Below are 21,569 nucleotides of genomic sequence, written 5' to 3'. Positions count from 1 at the left end.
GCGCAGTGGAGTCGCGTGACAGGTTTTTTCCCCCGATCCGTTCTTGGGGGCAGTCGCCATTGTCGCGAGGACACCGGCGACGGGGTCGCAAGCGTGCGATCCCGGCAATCAGGCACATCAAGGAAGCCACGATGAAGCATACGAATACCGCGTCCAGTTTGCACCGGTGCCGGAAGGCATTGGCCGCCGCTCTGGGTCTACTTGCCGCGACCGCCGCGTCCGCGCAGGTCGGGCCGCCCGGAGAACTCGACCCGACGTTCGGTTCGGCCGGCGTGCAGACCACCGACTTCTTCAGTTCGACCGACGCCGTGCGCGCGCTCGCCGCGCTGCCCGACGGCCGCGTGCTCGCCGCCGGCGTGTCGGTCGGCCCGAACATCACCGGCCCCGGTTCGACCGAGAACGCCTCGGTCGCGCGCTACCTGCCGAACGGCCAGCCGGATCCGACGTTTGCGACGAATGGAAAGTTCCATTTGGACATCCAGGCCGGCACCGACAGCTTCTACTCGGTCAAGCGCCTGCCCGACGGCAGCGTGCTGCTCGCCGGCGAGCTGTCGCCGGGCGCGTATTCCGATTTCGGTCTGGTCAAGCTGACGCCCAGCGGCGCGCTCGACACGACGTTCGGCATGTCCAACGGCGTCGGCGCGCGCACCGGCTACGTGCGGCTCGACGTCGCCGGTCCGTCGGCGCACGACGAAGGCCGCATGGTGGCCGTGCAGCACGACGGCAAGATCATCGTCGCCGGCAACACGTTGAAGCCGGTCGGCCCGACGTTCAGCTACCGCCGCGTCACGGTCGCGCGCTTCACCGCCGACGGCCAGCTCGACACGACGTTCGGCGGCGCCGGCACGGGCTATGTCGTGCTGCCGGCCATGTACGCCGCCGACGCCCAGAACTCCGACTACGTCAGCGGCATCGCGCAGCTGCAGAGCGACCAGCTGCCGGGCAACAACACGATCACGATCTCGGGCTACACGGCGTTTCGCAACAACGCGTTTCTGATTCGCCTGACGCGCGACGGCCTCCTCGACACGACGTTCGGCGCGCCGGCGGCCGGCGGCGGACGCACCGGCTCGCTGATCGTCACCGAATCGACGGTCTCCGGCCAGCGCCGCGGCCTGCCGGAAATCCGCGCGGCGCGCATCGACGACTTCGGCCGCATCGTGGTCGTGGGCTCCGCCGCCGATCGCGGCTACGCTTTCCTGCGCTTCAACGCCGACGGCACCGAAGACGCGACGTTCGGCACGAACGGCCGCACGCTGGTCAAGATCAGCAGCGCGTCGACCGAAGACCTGCCGTTCGCGCTCGCGCTGCAGGGCAACGGCAAGATCGTCGCCGCCGGCTACGCGCCGAACATCGTGCAGGGCCAGACCGCGCACAACGATTTCTTCATCGTGCGCCTGCAGTCGAACGGCCAGCCCGACCCGACGTTCGCCGGCGATGCGCAGGGCCGCAAGATGGTCGTGGTTCCGGGCAGCAAGGACGAAGCCGCGGCGATCGCGGTCGAACCGTCGGGCAACATCGTCGTCGGCGGCACCGCGCAGCGCACCGGCGTGTCGACGACCGACTACGCGATCACGCGCCTGTACGGCGATCCGGACCGCCTGTTCGCGGACGATTTCGACCCGCCGACGTTCTGACGTCGCGGGACGGGGAAGCGCGCCGTACGCCGGGAGTCGTACGGCGCGTTTTTTTTATTCGTACTTTTTCAGCCGGTGCCGGTCGCGGCCTCGACGCCGCTGACGACTTCGAGCTGGACGCCCGCCGCGCGCAGTCCGGCCTTCGGTCGGCCGACGTAGAACCCCTGCGCGTAGTCGACGCCGCACTGGCGCAGCGCGCGCAGTATTTCGGGACGGTCGACGTATTCGGCCACGGTGGTCTTGCCGATCGAATGCGCGATGCTCGTGATCGCGCTGATCACGGCGAGATCGACGGGGTCGGTCAGGAGCCCCTGCGTGAACGAGCCGTCGATCTTGAGCATGTCGACTTCAAGATCTTTCAGGTGCGTGAACGAGGAGAAGCCGACGCCGAAATCGTCGAGCGCGAAGCGGCAGCCGTAGCTGCGCAGTTCGGCGATGAGGCGGCGCGCCGAATCGAGATTGTTCAATGCGCCGGTTTCGGTGATCTCGAACACGACCGCGCGCGGATCGACGTTGAATTCGACGAAGCGGTCGGTCACGTAGCGCGCGAGATCGGCCTGTCCGAGCGACTGCGCCGAGATGTTGATCGTGATGCCGGCGGGCGGATCGAACGCCTGATGTTCGCGCAGCGCGCGGAACGCGTTCTTGATCACCCAGCGGTCGATGTCGCCGATCAGGCTGAAGCGTTCGGCCGCGGGCAGGAACGCGCCGGGCGCGACGAGGCTGCCGTCGTGGTCGCGCAGGCGGATCAGCACTTCGTAGAACGCGCGCTGCGCGTGGTTGCGGCGCAGATGGCGCGCCCACAGCGCGCCGTGCTGTTCGGGCAGCGTTTCGTAGTCGATCTGCGACATCGGCAGGATCGGCTGGAAGCACAGCACGAACTGGTCGAGCTTGAGCGCCTCTTCGAGCCGCGCCGACCAGCCGAGTTCGAGATCCATGCGCGTGCGCTGGTCCGCGTCCTGCGAAAAAATGTGTACCTGGTTGCGGCCGTTGCGCTTGGCCAGGTGCAGCGCGATGTCGGCGTTCGACATCGCCTCGGTGCGCGACGGCGTGTCCTGGTCGAGCCGGGCGACGCCGACGCTGACGCCGACGCGATAGGTTTTTCCGCCGTACGCGAACGGCGTGCCGACGAGCGCGCGGCGGAAATCGTCGGTGATCTGCGCGATGCGCTCGGGCGCGACGTTGCGCAGGATCACCGCGTATTCGTCGCCGCCCATGCGCGCCAGATGGTCCGAGCCGCGCAGACGGCCGGCGAGACGCCGGCTCATGTCGATCAGCAACTGGTCGCCGGCGCCGTGGCCGGCCGTGTCGTTGATGTACTTGAAGCGGTCGAGGTCGAGAAACAGCAGCAGCGACACCGAGTCGGTGCGTTTGAGCCGCACGATTTCCTGTTCGAGCTGCGTTTCGAACCATGCGCGGTTCTTGAGCTTGGTCAGCGAATCGTGGCTCGCCTGCCAGCGCAGTTCGTCTTCGAGCATGCGGCGCGAGGAGATGTCGCGGAACGCCACGACCGAGCCTTCGCAGCGGCCGTCGAGGTTGAGCGGAAACACGGTGCATTCGACCGGCACCGGATTGCGCTGGCGGGTCCAGAACACCGACTGCCAGCCCGGCACCTGGCTGCCTTGCGCATAGGCCTGCGACAGGAAGCACGACGCGCGCGGAAACGGCGTGCCGTCTTCGAACGCGTTGTGGAAAAGGTCGTACGCGACGCGGCCGATCAGTTCGTCGGCGTGGTCGAAACCCAGGATGTCGAGCGCGGCCGGGTTCACGAACTGCACGCTGCCGCGCGCGTCGACGCCGTACACGCCGTCGCCGACGGAACTCAAGATGCTCTGCAGCCGGCGCCGCTCGGCGTCGACCGACTGGCGGTCCTGCACCGCTCGCGCGAGCGAGCCGAGGCGCGCCAGGAACAATTCGCGCGCCTCGCTCTTGAACAGGCATTCGAGCGCGCCGGCGCCGAGCGATTCGTTGATCACGCGGTCGGAGTAGGTGCCGGTGATCACCGCGGTGAGGATACCGGCCGTGCGTGGGTCTTCGCGCAGCCGACGCACCAGGGCGGGGCCGGGTTCGCCCGGCATGAAGTAGTCGACGATCGCGATGTCGTACGGCGCCGCGAGCGCCTTTTGCCAGCCGTCCTCGACGTCGTCGGCGGTCTCCACGACGTAGCCGTGCTTCATCAGCAGGCGCCGGAACGCGACGCGCACCGTCGCCGAGTCGTCGACGAACAGCACGCGCAGATGCGACTGGCCGCCGGCGTCGAGGTCGAGCCCGGTCTGCGCGGCCGGCGCGAGCAGCTTGGCCAGCGCGTCGCCGCATTCGCTGTAGTCGTTCCACAGGAGCAGCGCCGTGTTCGGGCGCTTCATCATCCAGTTGACGACGCTTTCCTTGTTCGCCTCGGCGAGCACGAGCACGGCGAGGTGTTCGAATTCGTCGCCGCGCAGCAGCGCGAGCAGCGCGTCGGTATCGGTATCGGCGATGTCGGGCCAGCCGAGCACGACGGCGCGCGCCGCGACGCTCGAATCGCGCAGGCGCTCGAGCGCGGCCACGGCCTGGCCGTAGTCGGAAACCTCGCCGATGTCGAAGCCCTTGCCCGCGAGCAGCGTCTTGACGACGCGGCGGCGCGTCGCCGAGGGCTCGATCATGATTGCACGGTCCATCTTGCGTCGGCGACCGGACGCGTCGCGCCGTCGCATTCTGGCGCACGCGACGCGACAGCCGACCGGAAGCTCCCCAACCCCCGAATCCCCCTGGACCTGCGCAGAGTAGACCCGCGGCCGGCCCGCTGCAAATCGGGCGCCGACGCGGCCCGCGCCTCACGCTATCATCGCGCTCGAACCCCGACGAAGGAACGAGATGGCCGCAGGCACCCAAGACGACAACCTGATCTGGATCGACCTCGAAATGACGGGTCTCGACCCCGACGCCGATTCGATCCTCGAAATCGCGACGCTGGTGACCGACAAGGACCTGAACGTCCTCGCCGAAGGCCCGGAGTTCGCGATCCGCCACTCGGTCGAGCGCCTCGAGGCGATGGACGACTGGAACCGCAACCAGCACCGCAAGTCGGGACTGTGGCAGCGCGTGGTCGAGTCGGAAACGACGCTCGGCGTCGCCGAGGCCCTGACGGTCGAATTTCTCGCGCAGTGGGTGCAGGCGGGCAAGTCGCCGATCTGCGGCAATTCGATCTGCCAGGACCGCCGCTTCCTGTACCGGCTGATGCCGCGGCTCGAGCGTTATTTCCATTATCGCAATCTGGACGTTTCCACTATCAAGGAACTCGCGCGGCGCTGGGCGCCGGACGTCGCCCGCGCGTTCAACAAGGAATCGGCGCACACCGCGCTGTCGGACATCCGCGATTCGGTCGCGGAACTCAGGCATTACCGGCAGTTCATGGGGCGTCTTGGCGGGATGGCGGGCGCCGGTCAGGCATAGCGGCGGCACGCCCGCGAACGATCGCCCCCGTCGCCGTCGCGCGGGCGGCGCATTCCGCGCACTTCGCCGCGCAACGCCGCACCGCGCGCGCGACGGAGCGCCGCGCCCGGCCCGATCCGCCGCGTACGCGAACAGTTTTTCGCAACGTCGCGCTTTGGCTACGAAATTCTTCGTCAGAATGCGCGATGTCCACCAGTGACAGTGTGGCCATTGGCGAAAGTTGTTTTCGACCCACTTGCAAACCGCCACGTATGTAGTGTTAGAGTCGGCGCGTCTGGGGTGCTATGTCGATGCGTGCGTTCGCCGCGTCGACGCGGTTGTAGGGGTCGTATGAAGTCCAGCTTGGGAGTAGCGGCCGCCGCCCAGACCGGCGCGTTCGACGCTGCGCGCGCGTTCTTCGATCGCTGTTTCGCCTCTCTGCTCGTTCTCGTTTTCGCGCTTTCGATGCCGTCCGCGGCATCGGCCGAATCGGTCTGCGCCGAAGTCAAGATCGAGATCAAACAGTCGGTGACGCTCGAGCGCCAGGCGTTCGACGCCGTGCTGCGCGTGCGCAACGGCCTGTCGATGCCGGTCGAGAATCTCAAGGTCACGCTGAAGTTCACGGACGCCGCCGGCAACGACGTGCCGGCGACGACGGACCCCAACGGCGCCGGCCTGTTCTTCTTCCGCGCGGCCGGGCTCACGGACATGACCGGCAATCCGGATATCGGCACGGGCGCGGTGGCCGGCACGAAGACCGGCGAGGCGCGCTGGCTGATCATTCCGACGCAGGCGGCGGGCGGACAGAGCCCTGCCGGCGTGTCGTACCAGATCGGCGCGAAGATCGAGTACACGATCCCGACCGGCACCGGCACGCCCGAGACCAGGACGATCGACGTGTCGCCCGACGCGATCCTCGTCAAGCCGCTGCCGAAAATTCGCCTCGACTATTTCCTGCCGGGCCCGGTCGAGGGCGACGATCCGGATACGACGTACGATCCGGACACCAACGAACCGATCATCGAACCGTCGGTGCCGTTCACGCTCGGCGTGCGCGTGTGGAACGACGGCTACGGCCCGGCGCATGCGCTGGCCATCGAAACGGCGCAGCCGAAGATCGTCGACAACCGCCAGGGGCTCCTCGTCGATTTCCGCATCCTCGAGGGTTTCGTCGACGACGGTCCGGCGAATCCGTCGCTGACGCTCGGCTTCGGCGACGTGCAGCCGGCGACGGCGCGCATGGGGCGCTGGAACATGACGGCCAGCCTCAACGGCCAGTTCGAAGATTTCGAAGCGACGATCAGCCACGCCAACGAACTCGGCGGCGCGATGACCGCGATCATCGCGGAGAGCGACATCGTCGCGCACAAGACGCTCCTGCGCGACGTGCTGGCCGACCTGCCGGGCCGCGACGGCATTCGCGACTTCCTCGCCGACGACGGCGGCACGGTCAACCTGTACGAATCGGACGGCGCGCTCGTGCAGGGCTCCGAGGGCAGCACGGAGGTCTCGCAACGCGAATCGACGCTGTCGCTGAGCGGCAGCACCGGCACGCTCGTCATCGCGGCCGATGCCAACCTGTTCGTTTACGCCAAGCACCAGATCTCCGCGACGATCGCCGCGAACGGCACCGTGAGCGCCGTGCGCGGCGACGGCAAGACGATACTCGCGCCGAACGTGTGGCTGTCGAAGGAGCGCGATTCGCAGGGCACCGCCTGGATCCACTACGTCAACGTGTTCGACCATCATCCGGCGAACCTGTCGGGCAACGTGTCGTACTTCCTGACGTTCGGCGACGCGCCGGCACAGCCGGGCGCGATACGCGGCCATGTCTACGAAGACGTCGACGGCGACGGCGCGCGCGACGCGGGCGAGCCGGCGATCTTCGACGCGGCCGTCACGCTGACCGGCACTGACGCGCAGAACAACGCGGTGCAGCGCACCGTCGCGAGCGACGCGGCCGGCGAGTTCGCGCTGGCGGGCCTCGCGCCGGGCACGTACCGGATCGCGATATCCGACGTGCCGGGCTATCGCGACGGCGCGCCGACCGTCGGCAGCGCCGGCGGACTGATCGGCCCGAACGCGATCGCGCACATCGTGCTCGGCGCGGGCGTCGACGCGACCGGCTACGCGTTCGCGAAAACGCAGACGCCGCAGACCGGCGGCGTCACCGGCGACCTGACGCTCGCGTCGCTGACGTCGAGCACCGGCACGCCGCCCGTCGGCGAGCCGTTCAGCGTCATCGTCACGGCCGGCAACGACGGCCCGCAGGCGGTGCCCGCGCTCGTGCGGCTGTCGCTGCCGGCGCATCTGACGCTCGACGCGGCGGCCGCCTCGGTCGGCACGTACGATGCGAACACGTCGACGTGGAATCCCGGCACGGTCGGCGTCGGCGCGACGCCGACGCTGACGCTCACGCTCAGGGCGAGCCCGGCCGGCCCGTTCTCGATCGGCGCGATCGCGTCGGTGCAGGGTGCGCAGACCATCGATCCGGCGACCGGCAACAATGCGCGCACGCTGTCGCTCGAAGCGCGCGATCCTTTCGTGTTCACGCTCGCCGCGGAGCCCGTGCGCGAAACGCGGCTGCTGGTGCTGGCCGGCTGCCCCAGCGCGCAGGAAGGCAACGGCTGCGACGATGCGTCGCGGTCGGCCGCGCTGTCGGGTTTCTTCACCGAGGCCGGCGTGCGCCATCGCGTCGTCGACAACGAGGACGACCTCGTCGCCGAGATGCGCAGCGGCGAATGGAACACGTACTGGATCTCGAGCGGCGCGGCGCGCAAGCTCGGCCGCGCGGCGGCCACGGAGATTTCGCAGGCGGTGCTGCGCCAGGAATGGCTGATCGTCGACGATCCGCACGCGGACGATCCGGGCAACGAAGGCGCCGAGCAGCTCGAAGACCTGATGCCGGTCAAGGAGTCGTCGCAGATCACGAAGGGCATTTCCGGCACCGTGACCATCCAGGGGTCGGATTTCCTGCCCGAAAGCGCGCTGACGACATCCGGCGTTCGCTACCAGGTGCGCTCGACCGCCACGGACGTCGAGGCGCTCGCGTCGTACGACCCGGAAGAAGACAACGGCACCGTCGGCGGTCCGATCGTGCAGCGCCTGGCCGCGATCCTGCGCGTCAACCGCACGATCCTGACCGGCTTCGACCTGTTCGACGCGTTGTCGCAGAACGCGACGCTGCGTCCCGTGCTGATCGCGCAGCTGCTGCAGGCGACGCGGCCGGAACTGCCCGCGACCTACATCGTCGGCGACTACGTCGCGGTCGGCGCGACCGCGACGAATAGCGGATCGTCGTTGAATGCGTGGCTGCATTATTCAATGCCGGCCGGCGCGACGCTCGCGCACGCGCAGCCCTCGCCGTACGACGCGACCAGCGGCGTCGCGTGGACGCGGACGATCGCGTCCGGCGCGCAGTTCAAGCCGACCGCCGGCATTCGCCTCTCGACGCAGATCGGCGACCGCGTCGTTCAGGTGGAGGCGCGCGACGGCGGGTCCGGCGGCGCGCCGCTCGCGACGACGGTCGACGTGCCGTTCGTCGTCGATCACCACGACAACGACGCGATGGCGCTGCGCGCGGCGTTCGACGCGGCGGACATGCCGAATCTCGTGCAGGCGATCGACGACACGCGCGCCGCGTACATGAGCGGGCGGCACAGCGAGGCGATCCTGCGCGTGATCGAGATCGCCGGCGTGCTGCATCCGCAGTGGATCGGCGGCGGCCTGTACACCGAAGACATCCCGGTGCGCCTGGGACGCCTGCTGCGCGGCATCCAGCGCGAGTGGTACGCGCAGCTCCTCGCCTGCGGAACGCAGCCGATCTCCGTGCCGACGCGCACCGCGCAGGACTGGCGCCCGGTCGATCCCGAAGCGCCGTCGGTCGTCGGAGCCTATGAGACGGGTCCGGCGTGGCTGTTCGGTTTCGTGTCGTCGACCGCGCCGAACTATGCGGGCGCCGAGATGGACATCGCGTCCGGCGCGGAAAGCACCTGGCAGATCGTCCTGGACGCGAACGGCGGGGCGGAGGTCGGCTTCGCCGACGGTTCGGCGCTGATGACGCGCTACGAGCCGGGTTCGCCGTGGGACATCGACTATCGACCGTTCCGGTTCGGCAACGACGTCGAGCTTCGCGTCGCGGCGTTCCCGGGCATCGGCCTTGCGAGCATGCAGGCGAAGATCACGAGCATCAACGGCCAGGCGGTGACGCTGCCCGCGCTCACGGCGGACAGCTCGACGCCGTCGGCGTCGCTGTCCGTGCGCGTGCCGCCCGGCAGCGCGACGCTCGATATCGTCGGCAAGCTGACGGCAACCTACCTGTCGTTCGGCAGCGGCCCCTTCCCGACGCCGCCGCTCAACGAAATGCTGAGGGTCCGCACGACCACGTCGAACGTCTGTCGCCGGCCGGGAGCCTGACCATGGCCGTATCCCGCCTGCGCCCGGCGCTCGTCGCCGCGGCGCTGGCCTGCGCCGCGTCCGCGACGCAGGCCGGCCAGCCGACCGTCTGCCATGCCGGCGATGCCGTCGCGCCCGCCGCGGCGACCGCCGCCGCGGATGGCGGCAATGTGGACGAGTGCATTCTGCGGCCTGAAGCCATGCGCGACGCCGTCTGGTCCGGCGCCGCGATCGTCGACGCGCGGATCGTCGCCGGCCTGCGCAATCCGTGGATTCCGGGCGCGTCGACGCCGACGCGCGCCGAACTCGCCGCGTCGGCGTTCGGCGATGCGCGCGTCGTCGTCGTCGGCAACGCGCGCGACATGCACGCGTTGCTCGACCTGTGCCGCCGCCTGCATGCGCAAGGGCGGCACGGCGTGCGCGTGCTCGCCGGCGGCATCGAGGCCTGGCGGCGCGCCGGGCAGCCGCTGCGGGGCGATGCGAGCGTGCTCGACCGGCCGGCGTTCGTCGGCGACATCGATCTCGCACGCGTCGCCGCGACATCGCCCGGGCTGATCGTTTTCGACGCCGACGCCGATCCGGCGCTGCGTCCGCTCGGCGCGGAAAACCGCGTGGCCGGCCGGCGCGAAACGCGCGCCGGCGCCGCGCGCCGCATCGCGCGCGCGCTCGAACGCGCACGGGTCGTACCGGGCGTCGAGCCCGTGACCGTCGTCGTCGCCGATCGCGGCGCGAGCGCCGAATGGCTCGCCGCGTGGAACGCGACGCCTTATCCGAATCCGCAGTTCTACGCCGGCCGCGACGCGGACTACCGGCTTGCCCTGACGCGCAGCGAGCGCATCGCGGCGGAACGCGATCAACCGTTGCCGGGACCCTGTGACCGATGAGCACGACTGCTGGGGTGTATGACATGTGCAAATCTGGAATTGGCCATTCGTACGCGCGGCTGCGCGCCGCGCTGGCGACCGTCGCGCTGCTCGCTTTCGCGGGCGCGGCGCACGCCGCGACGCCGGTGTCGGGCGCGATCGCGGCGAACACGACGTGGAACGCCGCCGGTTCGCCGTATGAACTCTCCGGCGCGGTGACGGTCGAGAGCGGGGCGTTCCTGCGCATCGATCCGGGCGTGCGCGTGCTGATGGGCGCGGCATCGTCGCTGACGATCGTCGACGGCGCATTGTCGGCGCAAGGCACGCTGGCGCAGCCGATCGTGATGACGTCGGCGCGCGACGTGCTCGGTTCGCCGACGCCGCCGGCGCCCGGCGACTGGGGCGCGCTGACGTTCGAGAACGGCACGAACGACGCGAACACGGCACTCGCCCACGTGCAGATCCGTTACGGATCGGGTGTGGCGATCCACGCGGCGTCGCCGCGTATCGACGACGCGGCGATCGACAACCACGACGGCGCGGCGATCGCGATCGATCTCGCCTCGTCGCCTTACGGCCGCGGCCTGTCGGCGAGCGGCAACACGCTCAACGCGATCAGCGTGCCGGCCGGCGTCGTCCAGGGCGACGTCGCATGGCGCCTCAAAGGCATCGCCTACGTCGTCGCGCAGGGCCGCGTCGAAATCGGCCTGCCGCCGTTCGGCTTCTCGCCGACGGTGCTCGAACTCACGGCCGGCGAAGTCGGCAGCATCGCGGTGAACCTGCCGGCGCCGGCACCGGCAGGCGGCCTGTCCGTCGCGTTGACGACGAACGCCGTGTCGATCGCCAGCGTGCCGTCGACGGTGCTCGTACCCGCCGGCGCGCATACCGCCGCCGTCGCGGTGACGGCGGGATCGACCGGCCAGGCGACGCTCGGCGCCACGGCGTCGGGCTACGCGCCGGCCAGCGCGCAGGTCACCGTCGTCGGCAGCCCGTCGCTGTCGCTGACGCCGTCGTCGGCGTCGATCGGCGTCGGACGCACCGCGACGTTGCGCGTCGCGCGCAGCAGCGGGTTCGCGTCGGCGCTCACCGTGAATCTCAGCTCGCTGTCGCCGTCGATCGCGACCGTGCCGGCGAGCGTGTCGATCCCCGCGACGCAGAGCGGCGCGACATTCGACGTGACCGGCGTCGTGCCGGGCAACGCGGTCATTCGCGCCGGTGCGTCCGGTCTTGCGAACGTCGACGCGACGGTGCAGGTGCACGCGGTGAAACTGACCGCGCCGGCGAATCAGTTCGTCGCCGAAGGCGCTACCGCGAATCTCGCCGTGACGCTGAGCGATCCGGCACCTGTCGGCGGCCTCACGATCGCCGTGTCCAATTCCGCGCCGTCGCTCGTCGGCACGCCGGCGACCGTCGCGGTCGCGGCGGGCGCGACGAGCGCGCAGGTCGCCGTCACCGGCACCAGCGCGGCCGGCGCCGGCGCCGATCTCGGCTTCAGCGCACCGGGCTACGACGGCGCGACGACGCACGTCACGGTCGGCCGCATCGTGCCGAAGCTCGGCGACGGTTCGCTCGACGTGCCGCAGGGCGTGACGCTCGACGTGCCGGTGACGCTGTCGCTGCCGGCGCCGCCGGGCGGCGTCACGATCGCGCTGTCGAGCTACGTGCCCGGCATCGTCGACATCGCGCCGGCGCAGGTGACGATCGCGCAGGGCCAGACATCGGCGACGGTCGCGGTGCGCGGCGTCGCGCAGGGCGCGACCGGCATCGAGCTGCGCTCGGTCGACGCGCAGGGCATCGACGGCATCAGCGACGCGACGGTGACGCCGCCGGTGCGCCTGTACGTCGGTACGCCCGATCCGCTGGTGCTCGGCAAGACGCTGGTCGGATCGTTCTACGTCGGACTCGTGACCGACGGCACGTCGAATTCGCGCACGCTCGACTATCCGCTGACGATCGCGGTGACGAGCGGCGATCCGACGAAGGTGTCGGCGCCGACACAGGTCACGCTGCCGGCGAACCAGTCGAACGTGTCGGTGCCGCTGACCGGCGTCGACGTCACGTCGCAGGACGTCGCGATCGCCGTCGCGAGCGCGACGCAGAACGGCGTCGCGCCGGCGCTCGATACGCGCAGCGTGAGCGTCGTGATGCCCGAGCTGTCGATCCAGGGCGACGCGGCGATCCGCGTCGGGCCGGGCGCGACGCCCTACGGCTTCCAGGCGCGATGGAACGTCGCGGGGACGCTGCAGGGCACCGGCCGCGTCATCGATCTCGCGCTCGTCGATGCGTCGCCGTCGAATATCGTCGACGGATTTCACGTCGGAACGCCGGGCGCGTCGCTCGCGACGTCGGTCGCGCACGAAGGACTGCAGGTCTGGCTCGGCACGGCGACGAGCGCCGGACAGCTCAAGATCCGCATGACCGTCGCCGGCCTCGGCACCTGGACGACGCCGGCGATCCCGACGGTCGGGCCGCGTTTCGAATTCGCCGACGAAAGTCTTGAAGTCGCGCAGGGCGTCACGACGCGCGCGGGCATGATGATCCGCTTCGGCAACGATCAGATCTTCCAGGCGCTGCCGGGCGACTTCGCCGTGACGAGCGCCGATCCGGCGAAGTTGCAGATCGGCACCATCCGCCCCTACAGCGGCTACACCGAAATCGACCTGATCGGCGTCGCGCCGACCTCGCCCGGCCAGCCGGTCACGGTCACCGCGACCGGAACCGGCTTCGCGGCGGGCACGCTGCCGGTGACCGTCACGCCGACGCAGGTGGCGTTCGAGAACCTCGACGATCGCCGCACGATCTACAACGCCGCGGACGATTTTTCCGTCTGCTGGGCCGGCAACTTCACCACGTCGGCGAGCGTCGATCACGTCGTCGCGCTCGCGATCGCCTCGGGCGCGACGAGCGGCGTGCTGCCGGCTTCGCCGATCCTCAACACCTCCGACGTCGGCATCACGAGCGTGACGATACCGGCCGGGCAGCGCTGCGCCGAGGCGCGCGTCGCGCCGCCGCTCGCGATCGGCACCTACGCGCTGACCGCGACGGTCGGCGGCGGGCCGGTCGTGACGTCCGCGCTGCAGTCGGTCGGCGAGGGTGAGCTGCACGTCCAAGACGTCTACGAGAACGGGCTGCTGCCGATCGGCAAGCGCCTGGCGCGGCCGGTCACCTTCCGGCTGACCGACGGGCAGGGCGGCACCGCGGTCGCCGCGAGCGCGACCACGATCGCGCTCGTCAATCACGGTCCGGCCTGGGTGTCGGTACCGGCCAGCGTCGTTATTCCACAAGGGCAAAGCTCCGTCGTCGTCGACTTCGTCGGCATCGAGGCGAGCGTCGAGCCGATCGCGGTCGACGCGTTCGTGGGCGCCGCGACCGTCGCGTCCAGAACGCTGCTCGTGCGCGTGCACCAGCCGACGATCACGTTCGACATGGCGCTGGGCCGGCCGACGAACGACGCGCCGAGCCCCGTCACGATCCGCAGCGAACTGCGCTATCCGTGCAACAGCGACGGCGTTCCGGACGAAACGGGGTCGATCGACTGCACGAAGCCGACCACCATGGCCGCGGCGACGACATTCGCGATCGCGGCGATCAGCGAGGGTACGCCCGCGGTGATCCCGGGGTTCCTCGTCGCGCCGGGCGGCGCGACGACGACGACGGTCGCTTTTGCGGCGGGTTCCGATACCAGCGACACCGTCTACGCGGCGACGCCGGCGCGCAACGGCACCTATCGCGTGCGACTGTCGATCGGCGCCGACGCGTGGGATTCCGAACCCGTCTTCGTCGACGCGCTGCGCGTCGTACTCGGCACCGGCGATCCGCTCAAGCTCGGCGCAGGTCTCGCGACGGACGGCGTCTCGGTGTCGCTGCAGGTGCAGCAGCAGCTCGTCTCGCGCCCGGCGCCGACGATCGTGCAGCTCGCCTGTGCGAATGCGGCACTGTGTACGAGCGATGCGACCGTGGAGATTCCGGCCGACAGCTACGGCGCGCAGGTCCGCATCGAAGGGCTCGGCGTGGGCACGACGACGCTGACCGCGAGCGCGTCGGGTCTGCCGGCGATCGATCCGCTGCCGGTGCATGTGGTCAAGCCGCAGATCCTCGTGCGTCCGGAAGCCACGAGTGTCGCGAAAGGCCAGCCGCTCGACTTCCGTGTCGAAATCGCCGTTCCCGATTCACCGTGGTACCAGCTGCCCGTGCAGGCGATCGCCGTCGGACTCGCGAGCGAGGTGCCCGCAGTCGGCACCGTTCCCGCGACGACGACGATTCCGGCAGGCGCAACGGTGTCGCCGACGCTGTCGATGCAGGCGCTGCGCGCCGGTACGACGGCGCTGACGGGCTCGGGCCCGAATCTCGAACCGGGCACGAGCCCGACCATCACCGTGACCGACAACTGAGGCGGAGAAGAGACATGTCCACGATCTTCAATCCGCAAGTTTTCCACAGCGCCAGGAAAGTGCTTCTTGCCGCACTGTTCGCCGGAATGTCGGCGACCGCCGGCGCGGCCGGGCTGACCGTCGAGGACGGCGTCGTCGTCAAGTTCGGCCCCGACGCCGGCATGACCGTGCGCAGCGGGCTCGACGCCGGACGCGCCGTGTTCACGAGCGTCAACGACGACAGCGCCGGCGGCGTCAGCGGCCAGAGCGCCGGTACGCCGCTCGCGGGCGACTGGCAGGGCGTGACGGTCGAAGCGTCGGTCGCGCCGAGCGCGCTCGCGCTCGACGGACTCGCGCTGCGCTACGCCGGCGCTTCGGGCGCCGCGGCGCTCGATATCGCCGGCGACTACGCGCTCCACGCCCTGACGATCACGCAGAGCCTGATCGGCGTGCGTGTCGGCGCGGGCGCTGCGCCGACGCTGGCCGAATTCGTGCTGACCGGCAACGGCGTCGGCCTCGAATCCGACGGCGCGACGCCGTCGATCGCGCAGTCGGAAATCGCCGGCAACGCGCAGTACGGCGTGTCGAACCTCACGAGCGCGAACGTCGTCCAGGCGCTGGACAACTGGTGGGGCGACGCGAGCGGTCCGCTCGATCCGACGAACAATCCGACCGGCGCGGGCGACCGCGTCAGCGCGGGTGTGAACTATGCGGGGTTCGGCGTCGAAGCGCCGCTGATCGACTGTTCGATCGTCGTCGCCGACGGCAACTATGTGCGCGTGGCCGCACCGGTGCAGGTGTCGCTCGCGTGCCGCAACGCGAACGAGTACCGGCTCTCGCCGACGAACGATTTCGGCAGCACGGCGTATTCGGCGATCGCCGCGACCGCGACGTTCACGCTGAGCGGCGGCGCGGGATCCAAGCAGATCTACGCGCAGTACAAGTCCGGCGGCGGCGCGACGCGCATCGTGTCGCTGCCGCAGCCGATCCAGTATTCGCCGGGCGTGCCGGTCGTCGCGATCACGCAGCCCGCCGAAGGCGCGGTGTTGACCGCCGACACGAACGTGACGGCCGACGCGGTCGACGCGCAAGGCATCGCGAGCGTCGAGTTCTTCGTCGGCGCGACGTCGATCGGCGTCGACGCGCAGGCGCCGTACGCCGCGACGCTGCACGTCGCATCGTTCGCGAGCGGCAGCCACGTGCTCAAGGCCGTGGCGACGAACACGACCGGCGCGAGCGCCGAAGCGACGCGCACCGTGACCCTCCAGAACGGCCCGGCCGATACGACGCCGCCGACGATCGACAATGTGGAATTTGCCGGCGCGGCGTTGCCGACCGGCACGACGACGGTCACGGCGCCGGGCGCGCTGACGTTCGACGTCGCCGACGCCGGCACGGTCACCGCCGCCGCGCTGCGCGTCGACGGCTCGGCGGTTCCCGGCGCGAGCTTCGACGGCGCGCGCTACTCGGTGTTCCTGACGTTCGCGTCGATCGCCAACGGCGAGCATGCGTTCGAGCTGCGCGCGACCGACGCCGCCGGCAACACGGCGATGCGTTCGTACACGATCAATGTCGCACTGCCGGTGCCGGCCGCGCCGGTCATCCTCTCGCCGGTCGACGGCGACGTGAACCAGGCGCAGCTGCCCGTGTCGGGCACCGCGCAGCCAGGTGTGCAAGTGCAGGTGTATCTCGGCGGCAACGCGGTCGGTGCGCTGCTGTCGGTCGGTCCGAGCGGCGCGTTCGGCACGACCGTGACGCTGCCGGCCGAGGGCGGCTACGTGATCACGGCCGACGCGCGCAACAGCCGCGGCACGAGCGCGTCGAGCGCCGGCGTGATCGTCAACTATTCGGTGCCGGGACCGACCGTCGCGATCACCGCGCCGGCGCAGAATGCGATCCTCGCGGCCGACACCGACATCGTCGCCTCGGTGATCGATCCGGTGCCGCTGGCCTCGGTCGCGTTCAAGATCGACGGCACGACCGTGCAGACGCTGACGCAGCCGCCGTACACGTGGCGCTGGCCGCTCGCCGGCGTCGCCGACGGCGCGCACACGATCGCGGTGGTCGCGACAAACACCGCGGGCAAGAGCACGACCGCGCAGCGCAGCGTGACGGTGCAGCACGAGCCCCCGCCGCCGCCGCCGGTGCAGACGGCGTACACCGGACAGGTGTCGAGCGTCACGCCCGCGCTGTCGTACGGCGAGCAGGACGTCGTCATCGTCGGCCGCTCGCTCGATCGCGCGACGAACGCGCCGCTGCCGAACAGCCTGCTGCGGCTCGTGCTGTCGGTCGGCGTCTTCCAGCGCCGCATCAATGTCGTGAGCGACGCGCAGGGCGATTTCCGCTTCACGTTCAAGCCGCAGGCGTCCGACGTCGGCACGTACGGCGTGTCGGCCAACCACCCCGACGAAGCGATCAAGCCGGCGGAGAAGTCGTTCACGATCTCGCGCCTGAAGATCGATCCGCCGGATCTGCGCCTGTACATCGCGCGCACGGTCAACACGCCGCTGCGCTTCAACGTGTCGGCGCTCGGCGGCCTCCCGGTGAACGGCTTCCGCTTCGCGGTCGAGGCCGAGGACCAGGTCAGCGGCACCGGCCTGCCGAACGGCATCAGCGTGGTGACCGGTCCCGCGCAGAACGTTCCGGCGAGCGGACAGGTGCAGGTGGAGGCGCGTCTGCTGGCGAACATGACGGCCGGCGAAACCGGCACCGTCGTGCTGACCGCGTACGCGGCCGACACCGGCAACGCCAAGCGCGCGCGCATTCGCGTCAACTACTCGCTGCGCGATCCGCAGCCCGACCTCGTGCCGTCGCCGCTGTCGATTTCGACGGCCGTGAAGAAGGGCCAGCAGGTTTCCGAAACCTTCCAGATGAAGAACCGCGGCGCGCTGGCGGCGCAGAACATCGTCGTGACGCTGGTAGCCGATGCCGGCCTGTCGCCCGACGTGCCGGCGTGGCTGACGCTCGCCGGTTCCGGACAGCTCGGCGACATCGGCATCGGCGAGACGAAGTCGGTCAACATCGTCGCCGCGCCGCCCGCGGCGACCGCCGACGGCGTCTACGGCGGCCTGCTCAAGATCGTGGTGAACGGCCAGGAGATGCCGCCGCGATCGGTACGCGTCGCGGTCACCGACGCGCAGGTCGGCAGCGTGACGTTCCATGCGTCGGACATCTACACCGACCCGCGCGGCATCCTCGCGCAGCCGCCGGTGCTCGGTCTCGCGAACGCGACCGTGCGCGTGCAGAACGAGGCGGTGCTGGCCAACGTCTACACCGCGCAGACCGACGCGCTCGGCAATGCGACGCTGCAGAACCTGCCGATCGGCCACTACGTCTACGTCGCGAGCGCGCCGAACCACGCGGACGCGACCGGCCGCATCCTGGTCAGGCCGGTCGGCAACCAGGCGGGCAGCGCGCCGCAGATCGAAGAGGTGTTCCTCGACTACGAAGTGGTGAGCTTCGAGTGGGAAGTCACCGAGACGACGATCCCGGACCGCTACGACGTGACGCTGAACGCGACGTTCCACACGAACGTGCCGGCGCCGGTCGTGCTGATCGAACCGGGTTCGATCAATCTGCCGGATATGCAACAAGGGGAAGAGTTCACCGGCGAGGTGCGCATTAGCAACTACGGCCTGATCCGCGCCGACCACGTCGTGTTCCATCCGGCGCTGAGCGACAGCCGTCTGGAGATCGAGTACTTCGGCATGGTGCCGAGTTCGATCGCGGCGAGGGAGCGCATCACCCTCGCGTACCGGATCCGCGCGCTCGAAACGTTCCCGGCCGACGAAGTGCAGCTCGGCGGCGGCGCGCAGCGCGCGGCGCAGAAGGCGGGCTCGTGCGGTTCGACCAACAAGCCGATGAGCCTGACCTACGACTACGAGTGCGCCAACGGCGTGACGCGTTCGGGCGGCAGCAACGCGGCGTTCGCGAAGACGTGGGGCTCGTCGTGCCCGACGACCGGCGGCGGCGGCTACACCGGCGGCGGCGGTCCGACGACGTGGCCGGGCGGCTGGGGCGGTCCGCTCGGATCGCCGCTGACCGGGCCGGGCGTGCCGGCGTGCACGCCGGAGTGCGAGACGTGTCAGTGCAAGGGCGTCGGCGGCATGGGTGGTGGGGGCGGCGGTGGCGGCGGTGGTGGCGGTGGCGGGGGTGGTGGTGGTGGCGCCGGCGGCGGCGGCGGCGGTCCGCCCGGAGCCGGCGAATGAGCCGGATCGCTCGACCGCCGGTGACGCTATCGGCATGGCACCGACAACTCTCACAGGAATCTGCGATGAAAACTGGCTTACTGAATTCGATCCTGGCGCGCGCGTGTGTCGCTCTGGCGTTGGCGTTGCCAGGCTTCGCGTCGGCCGATCCGGACGTCAAGCTGCCCAACGGCGAATACCGGGAAATCGTCGAGGATCTCAAAGTGCAGGCCGTCGGCGGTGCCGTCGTCGTCTCGCGCACATGGCAGGCCGAAAACGTCAACAAGGGACTGTTTCGCTGGTACCTCAATCCCGCCTGGGCCGATCTCGCGTTCGAATTCGACGCGCTCGACGGCTCGGTCAAGTCGGTGGTGCGCGGCGATTCGACGTTCGACCGCAACGGCGACGAAACCTTCGTCTACGACAAGGTGTTCTTCATCGCGCGCGAGAAGAACGCCGGCGGCACGACGACGGGCTGGCGCTGGTACGACCGTCTCGGCAATTGGATCCGCTACGGCGCGGACGGAAAGATCGCTTCCTACGGCGATCGTAACGACGTCACCGTCAGCTTCGTGCGCAACGCCGCCGGACGAATCTTTCGCGTCGTCGATCATCATGGCACGGCGCTCATCGAGTTCGAATACGATTCCGCCGGCACGCACGTCGTTGCGGTCAAGGACCGCACGAACCGGCGCGTGAGGTACGAATACACCGGCGATCTCCTGACCGGCGTCGTCGACGTGCTGGGACGCCGCTGGCAGTACGGCTACACCAACGGCCTGCTGACGAGCAAATCCGGTCCGACGTGCGATCCCGATCCGACGTGCGGAGATCCTGCGCCTGCGAGAACCACGACGATCCGCTACGCGGGAAACCGCGTCGTCGCCATCGTCGATCCGTCGGCGAAGGAGCAGACCTGGGAATACGCGTTCGATCGCGGCAAGCGGATCTATACGGTCGTGGAAAAAACGCCGGCAGACGTGAGGCTCGAAAAGCGCTTCGGCGCGGACGGCCGGCTCATATCGCTGCGCAGCGGCGTGCGCGACATCTTCACGCTCAAGCGAGACGGCAACACCGATATCGTGACCGACGAACGCGGGATGGTCACGCGTAGCGAGCGCGATGCGAACCGCAACATCGTCAAGACGATCCATCCGGACGGCACGTTCCGTACGTCGCGCTTTCATTCGCGCTACAACTTTCCGGTCGAGCGCATCGACGAAAACGGCGTCGTGACCCGCTACGAATACGATACGAAGGGAAATCTGCTCAATTTCGTCGAGGCGTACGGCAGGCCCGAGGCACGCACGACGACGTACGCGTACGACGAATACGGACAGATCGAAACGATATCGATACACGGCGTATCGGCGACGCCGGTCGCGACGACCACGTACGTCTACGACGGCTACGGCAACGTCGAAAAAACGATCGACGCGCAGAACCATGAAGTGCGCATGGAACACGACGTCGTCGGCAATATGACCAAGCGCGTCGACGAGCGCGGCAAGACGTGGACTTACGTCTACGATGCGGCAGGGCGCGCCGAGTCGTCGAAGAATCCGTTGAATCTGCAAACGCGATGGACGTACGACAAGTTCGGCGACATCCGTTCGCTGCTCGACCCGCTCGGCAGGGGCTCGCAGTTCGGTTTCGACGTCAACCGCAGGCTTGCGAACGTGACGGGACCGACCGGAACCTCGATCGCCTACACGCGCAACGACGACGGCCGCGTCACCGCGGTCGCCGATACGGGCGTCCACCGCGAGAGCCGTACCTACGACGCCGACGGACGCCTCAAAACGGTTTCGAACGCCGCTGACGACGTCGAAACGACCGTCTACGGCGATGCGCTCGACGAAGCGGGACTCGTCGTCTCGAAGCGCTTTCCGACTTACTGCGAATCGTACAAGTACGATCAGCGCCGGCGCGTCACGAGCACGACCCGCATTTTTTCGTGCGACGATCCCGAAAGCGTTCGCGAGGTGTCGCTCGTCGGCTACGACGCGCTCGGCCAGGTCGTCACCGAAACCGACGCGATGCGACGCACGACGCTACGCAAGTACGATGCGCTTGGCCGCGTCGTCGAAGTCGTCGATGCAGCCAACGGAACCGTCAAGTTCGGTTACGACGTGTTCGGCAACCGGACGTCGATCACCGATCAGAACGGTTCGGTGAACCGGTACGTCTACGACCTGATGGGCCGGGTCGTTTCCGAAATCCGGCCGTCGGGCGGCACCATTTCGTATGCGTACGACGCAGCCGGAAATCTCGTCTCGAGAACGGCGGCCGGTGGCGAGCGTCGGGTCTACGTGTACGACGACGCGAGCCGTCTCGTATCCGAGAAGGCGTTCGACGCCGGCAGCAACGTGCCGGCTCGTACCGTCGCCTACCAGTACGACGACAGCAATCTGCTGCTCGGATACGTGCAGGCCGGAACTGCCGAAAACAGCGGCGAATATACGTATGACGACGCCGGCAGAACGTTGAGCGAAACCGTCACTTTCGGCAGCGGCGCGCAGCAGTTCAGCCGCACGATATCGACGGCGTACTGGCCGAACGGCGCGAAAAAAGTGTTACATATCCCGACGGAACCAGCACGACCTTCACGCATACGGCGGATCGTCAGCTCGAATCGGCAGCGCTGCCGGGCGGCGGCGAAATCCGCTGGGAGGATTTTCAATGGTCGGTTCCGCGGCGCGTGAC

8 protein-coding genes are annotated in these 21,569 nt (G+C 69.2%); 7 read left to right on the top strand and 1 reads right to left on the bottom strand.

Features of this window, described 5'->3' with window-relative positions:
• Positions 1 to 131 precede the first annotated feature (131 nt).
• Complete coding sequence (locus OD750_RS21145) at positions 132 to 1,637, top strand: NHL repeat-containing protein (RefSeq protein WP_263544086.1); 1,506 nt, start codon at positions 132 to 134, stop codon at positions 1,635 to 1,637.
• A 68-nt stretch (positions 1,638 to 1,705) separates the two neighbouring features.
• Here the strand turns inward: OD750_RS21145 and OD750_RS21140 are convergent, their stop codons facing one another.
• Positions 1,706 to 4,279, bottom strand: a complete 2,574-nt coding sequence (locus OD750_RS21140; protein ID WP_263544085.1) for a GGDEF/EAL domain-containing response regulator — start codon at positions 4,277 to 4,279, stop codon at positions 1,706 to 1,708.
• Between the two features lie 211 nt (positions 4,280 to 4,490).
• Between OD750_RS21140 and orn the strand changes: the two genes are divergently transcribed.
• From orn to OD750_RS21110, 6 genes are all read left to right on the top strand, one after another.
• Positions 4,491 to 5,069, top strand: a complete 579-nt coding sequence (orn, locus tag OD750_RS21135; RefSeq protein WP_263544084.1) for an oligoribonuclease — start codon at positions 4,491 to 4,493, stop codon at positions 5,067 to 5,069.
• Positions 5,070 to 5,399: 330 nt separating this feature from the next.
• On the top strand, positions 5,400 to 9,464 hold the full coding sequence (locus tag OD750_RS21130) for an SdrD B-like domain-containing protein (protein WP_263544083.1): 4,065 nt from the start codon (positions 5,400 to 5,402) through the stop codon (positions 9,462 to 9,464).
• Between the two features lie 2 nt (positions 9,465 to 9,466).
• A complete protein-coding gene (locus OD750_RS21125) occupies positions 9,467 to 10,327 on the top strand; it encodes a rhodanese-like domain-containing protein (protein WP_263544082.1) in 861 nt (286 codons plus the stop codon).
• Between the two features lie 23 nt (positions 10,328 to 10,350).
• A complete protein-coding gene (locus OD750_RS21120) occupies positions 10,351 to 14,697 on the top strand; it encodes a hypothetical protein (protein ID WP_263544081.1) in 4,347 nt (1,448 codons plus the stop codon).
• A 14-nt stretch (positions 14,698 to 14,711) separates the two neighbouring features.
• Positions 14,712 to 18,884 (top strand): Ig-like domain-containing protein, encoded by a 4,173-nt coding sequence (locus tag OD750_RS21115; protein ID WP_263544080.1) that lies wholly within the window; start codon positions 14,712 to 14,714, stop codon positions 18,882 to 18,884.
• Positions 18,885 to 18,949: 65 nt separating this feature from the next.
• Positions 18,950 to 21,568, top strand: a complete 2,619-nt coding sequence (locus OD750_RS21110; protein ID WP_263544079.1) for an RHS repeat domain-containing protein — start codon at positions 18,950 to 18,952, stop codon at positions 21,566 to 21,568.
• The last annotated feature ends 1 nt before the right edge of the window (position 21,569 follow it).

The sequence above is a fragment of the Tahibacter soli genome, assembly GCF_025717065.2.
Taxonomy (GTDB): domain Bacteria; phylum Pseudomonadota; class Gammaproteobacteria; order Xanthomonadales; family Rhodanobacteraceae; genus Tahibacter; species Tahibacter soli.
The sequence above is the reverse complement of the archived record's forward strand: the minus strand, read 5'-3'. Positions and strand labels throughout refer to the sequence as shown.

Excerpts from the sequence above, each read along its gene's own strand:
- OD750_RS21130 (WP_263544083.1), top strand. The coding sequence starts at position 5,400 with ATGAAGTCCAGCTTGGGAGTAGCGGCCGCCGCCCAGACCGGCGCGTTC.
- OD750_RS21125 (WP_263544082.1), top strand. The coding sequence starts at position 9,467 with ATGGCCGTATCCCGCCTGCGCCCGGCGCTCGTCGCCGCGGCGCTGGCC.
- OD750_RS21145 (WP_263544086.1), top strand. The coding sequence starts at position 132 with ATGAAGCATACGAATACCGCGTCCAGTTTGCACCGGTGCCGGAAGGCA.
- OD750_RS21115 (WP_263544080.1), top strand. The coding sequence starts at position 14,712 with ATGTCCACGATCTTCAATCCGCAAGTTTTCCACAGCGCCAGGAAAGTG.
- OD750_RS21110 (WP_263544079.1), top strand. The coding sequence starts at position 18,950 with ATGAAAACTGGCTTACTGAATTCGATCCTGGCGCGCGCGTGTGTCGCT.
- OD750_RS21120 (WP_263544081.1), top strand. The coding sequence starts at position 10,351 with ATGTGCAAATCTGGAATTGGCCATTCGTACGCGCGGCTGCGCGCCGCG.
- orn (WP_263544084.1), top strand. The coding sequence starts at position 4,491 with ATGGCCGCAGGCACCCAAGACGACAACCTGATCTGGATCGACCTCGAA.
- OD750_RS21140 (WP_263544085.1), bottom strand. The coding sequence starts at position 4,279 with ATGATCGAGCCCTCGGCGACGCGCCGCCGCGTCGTCAAGACGCTGCTC.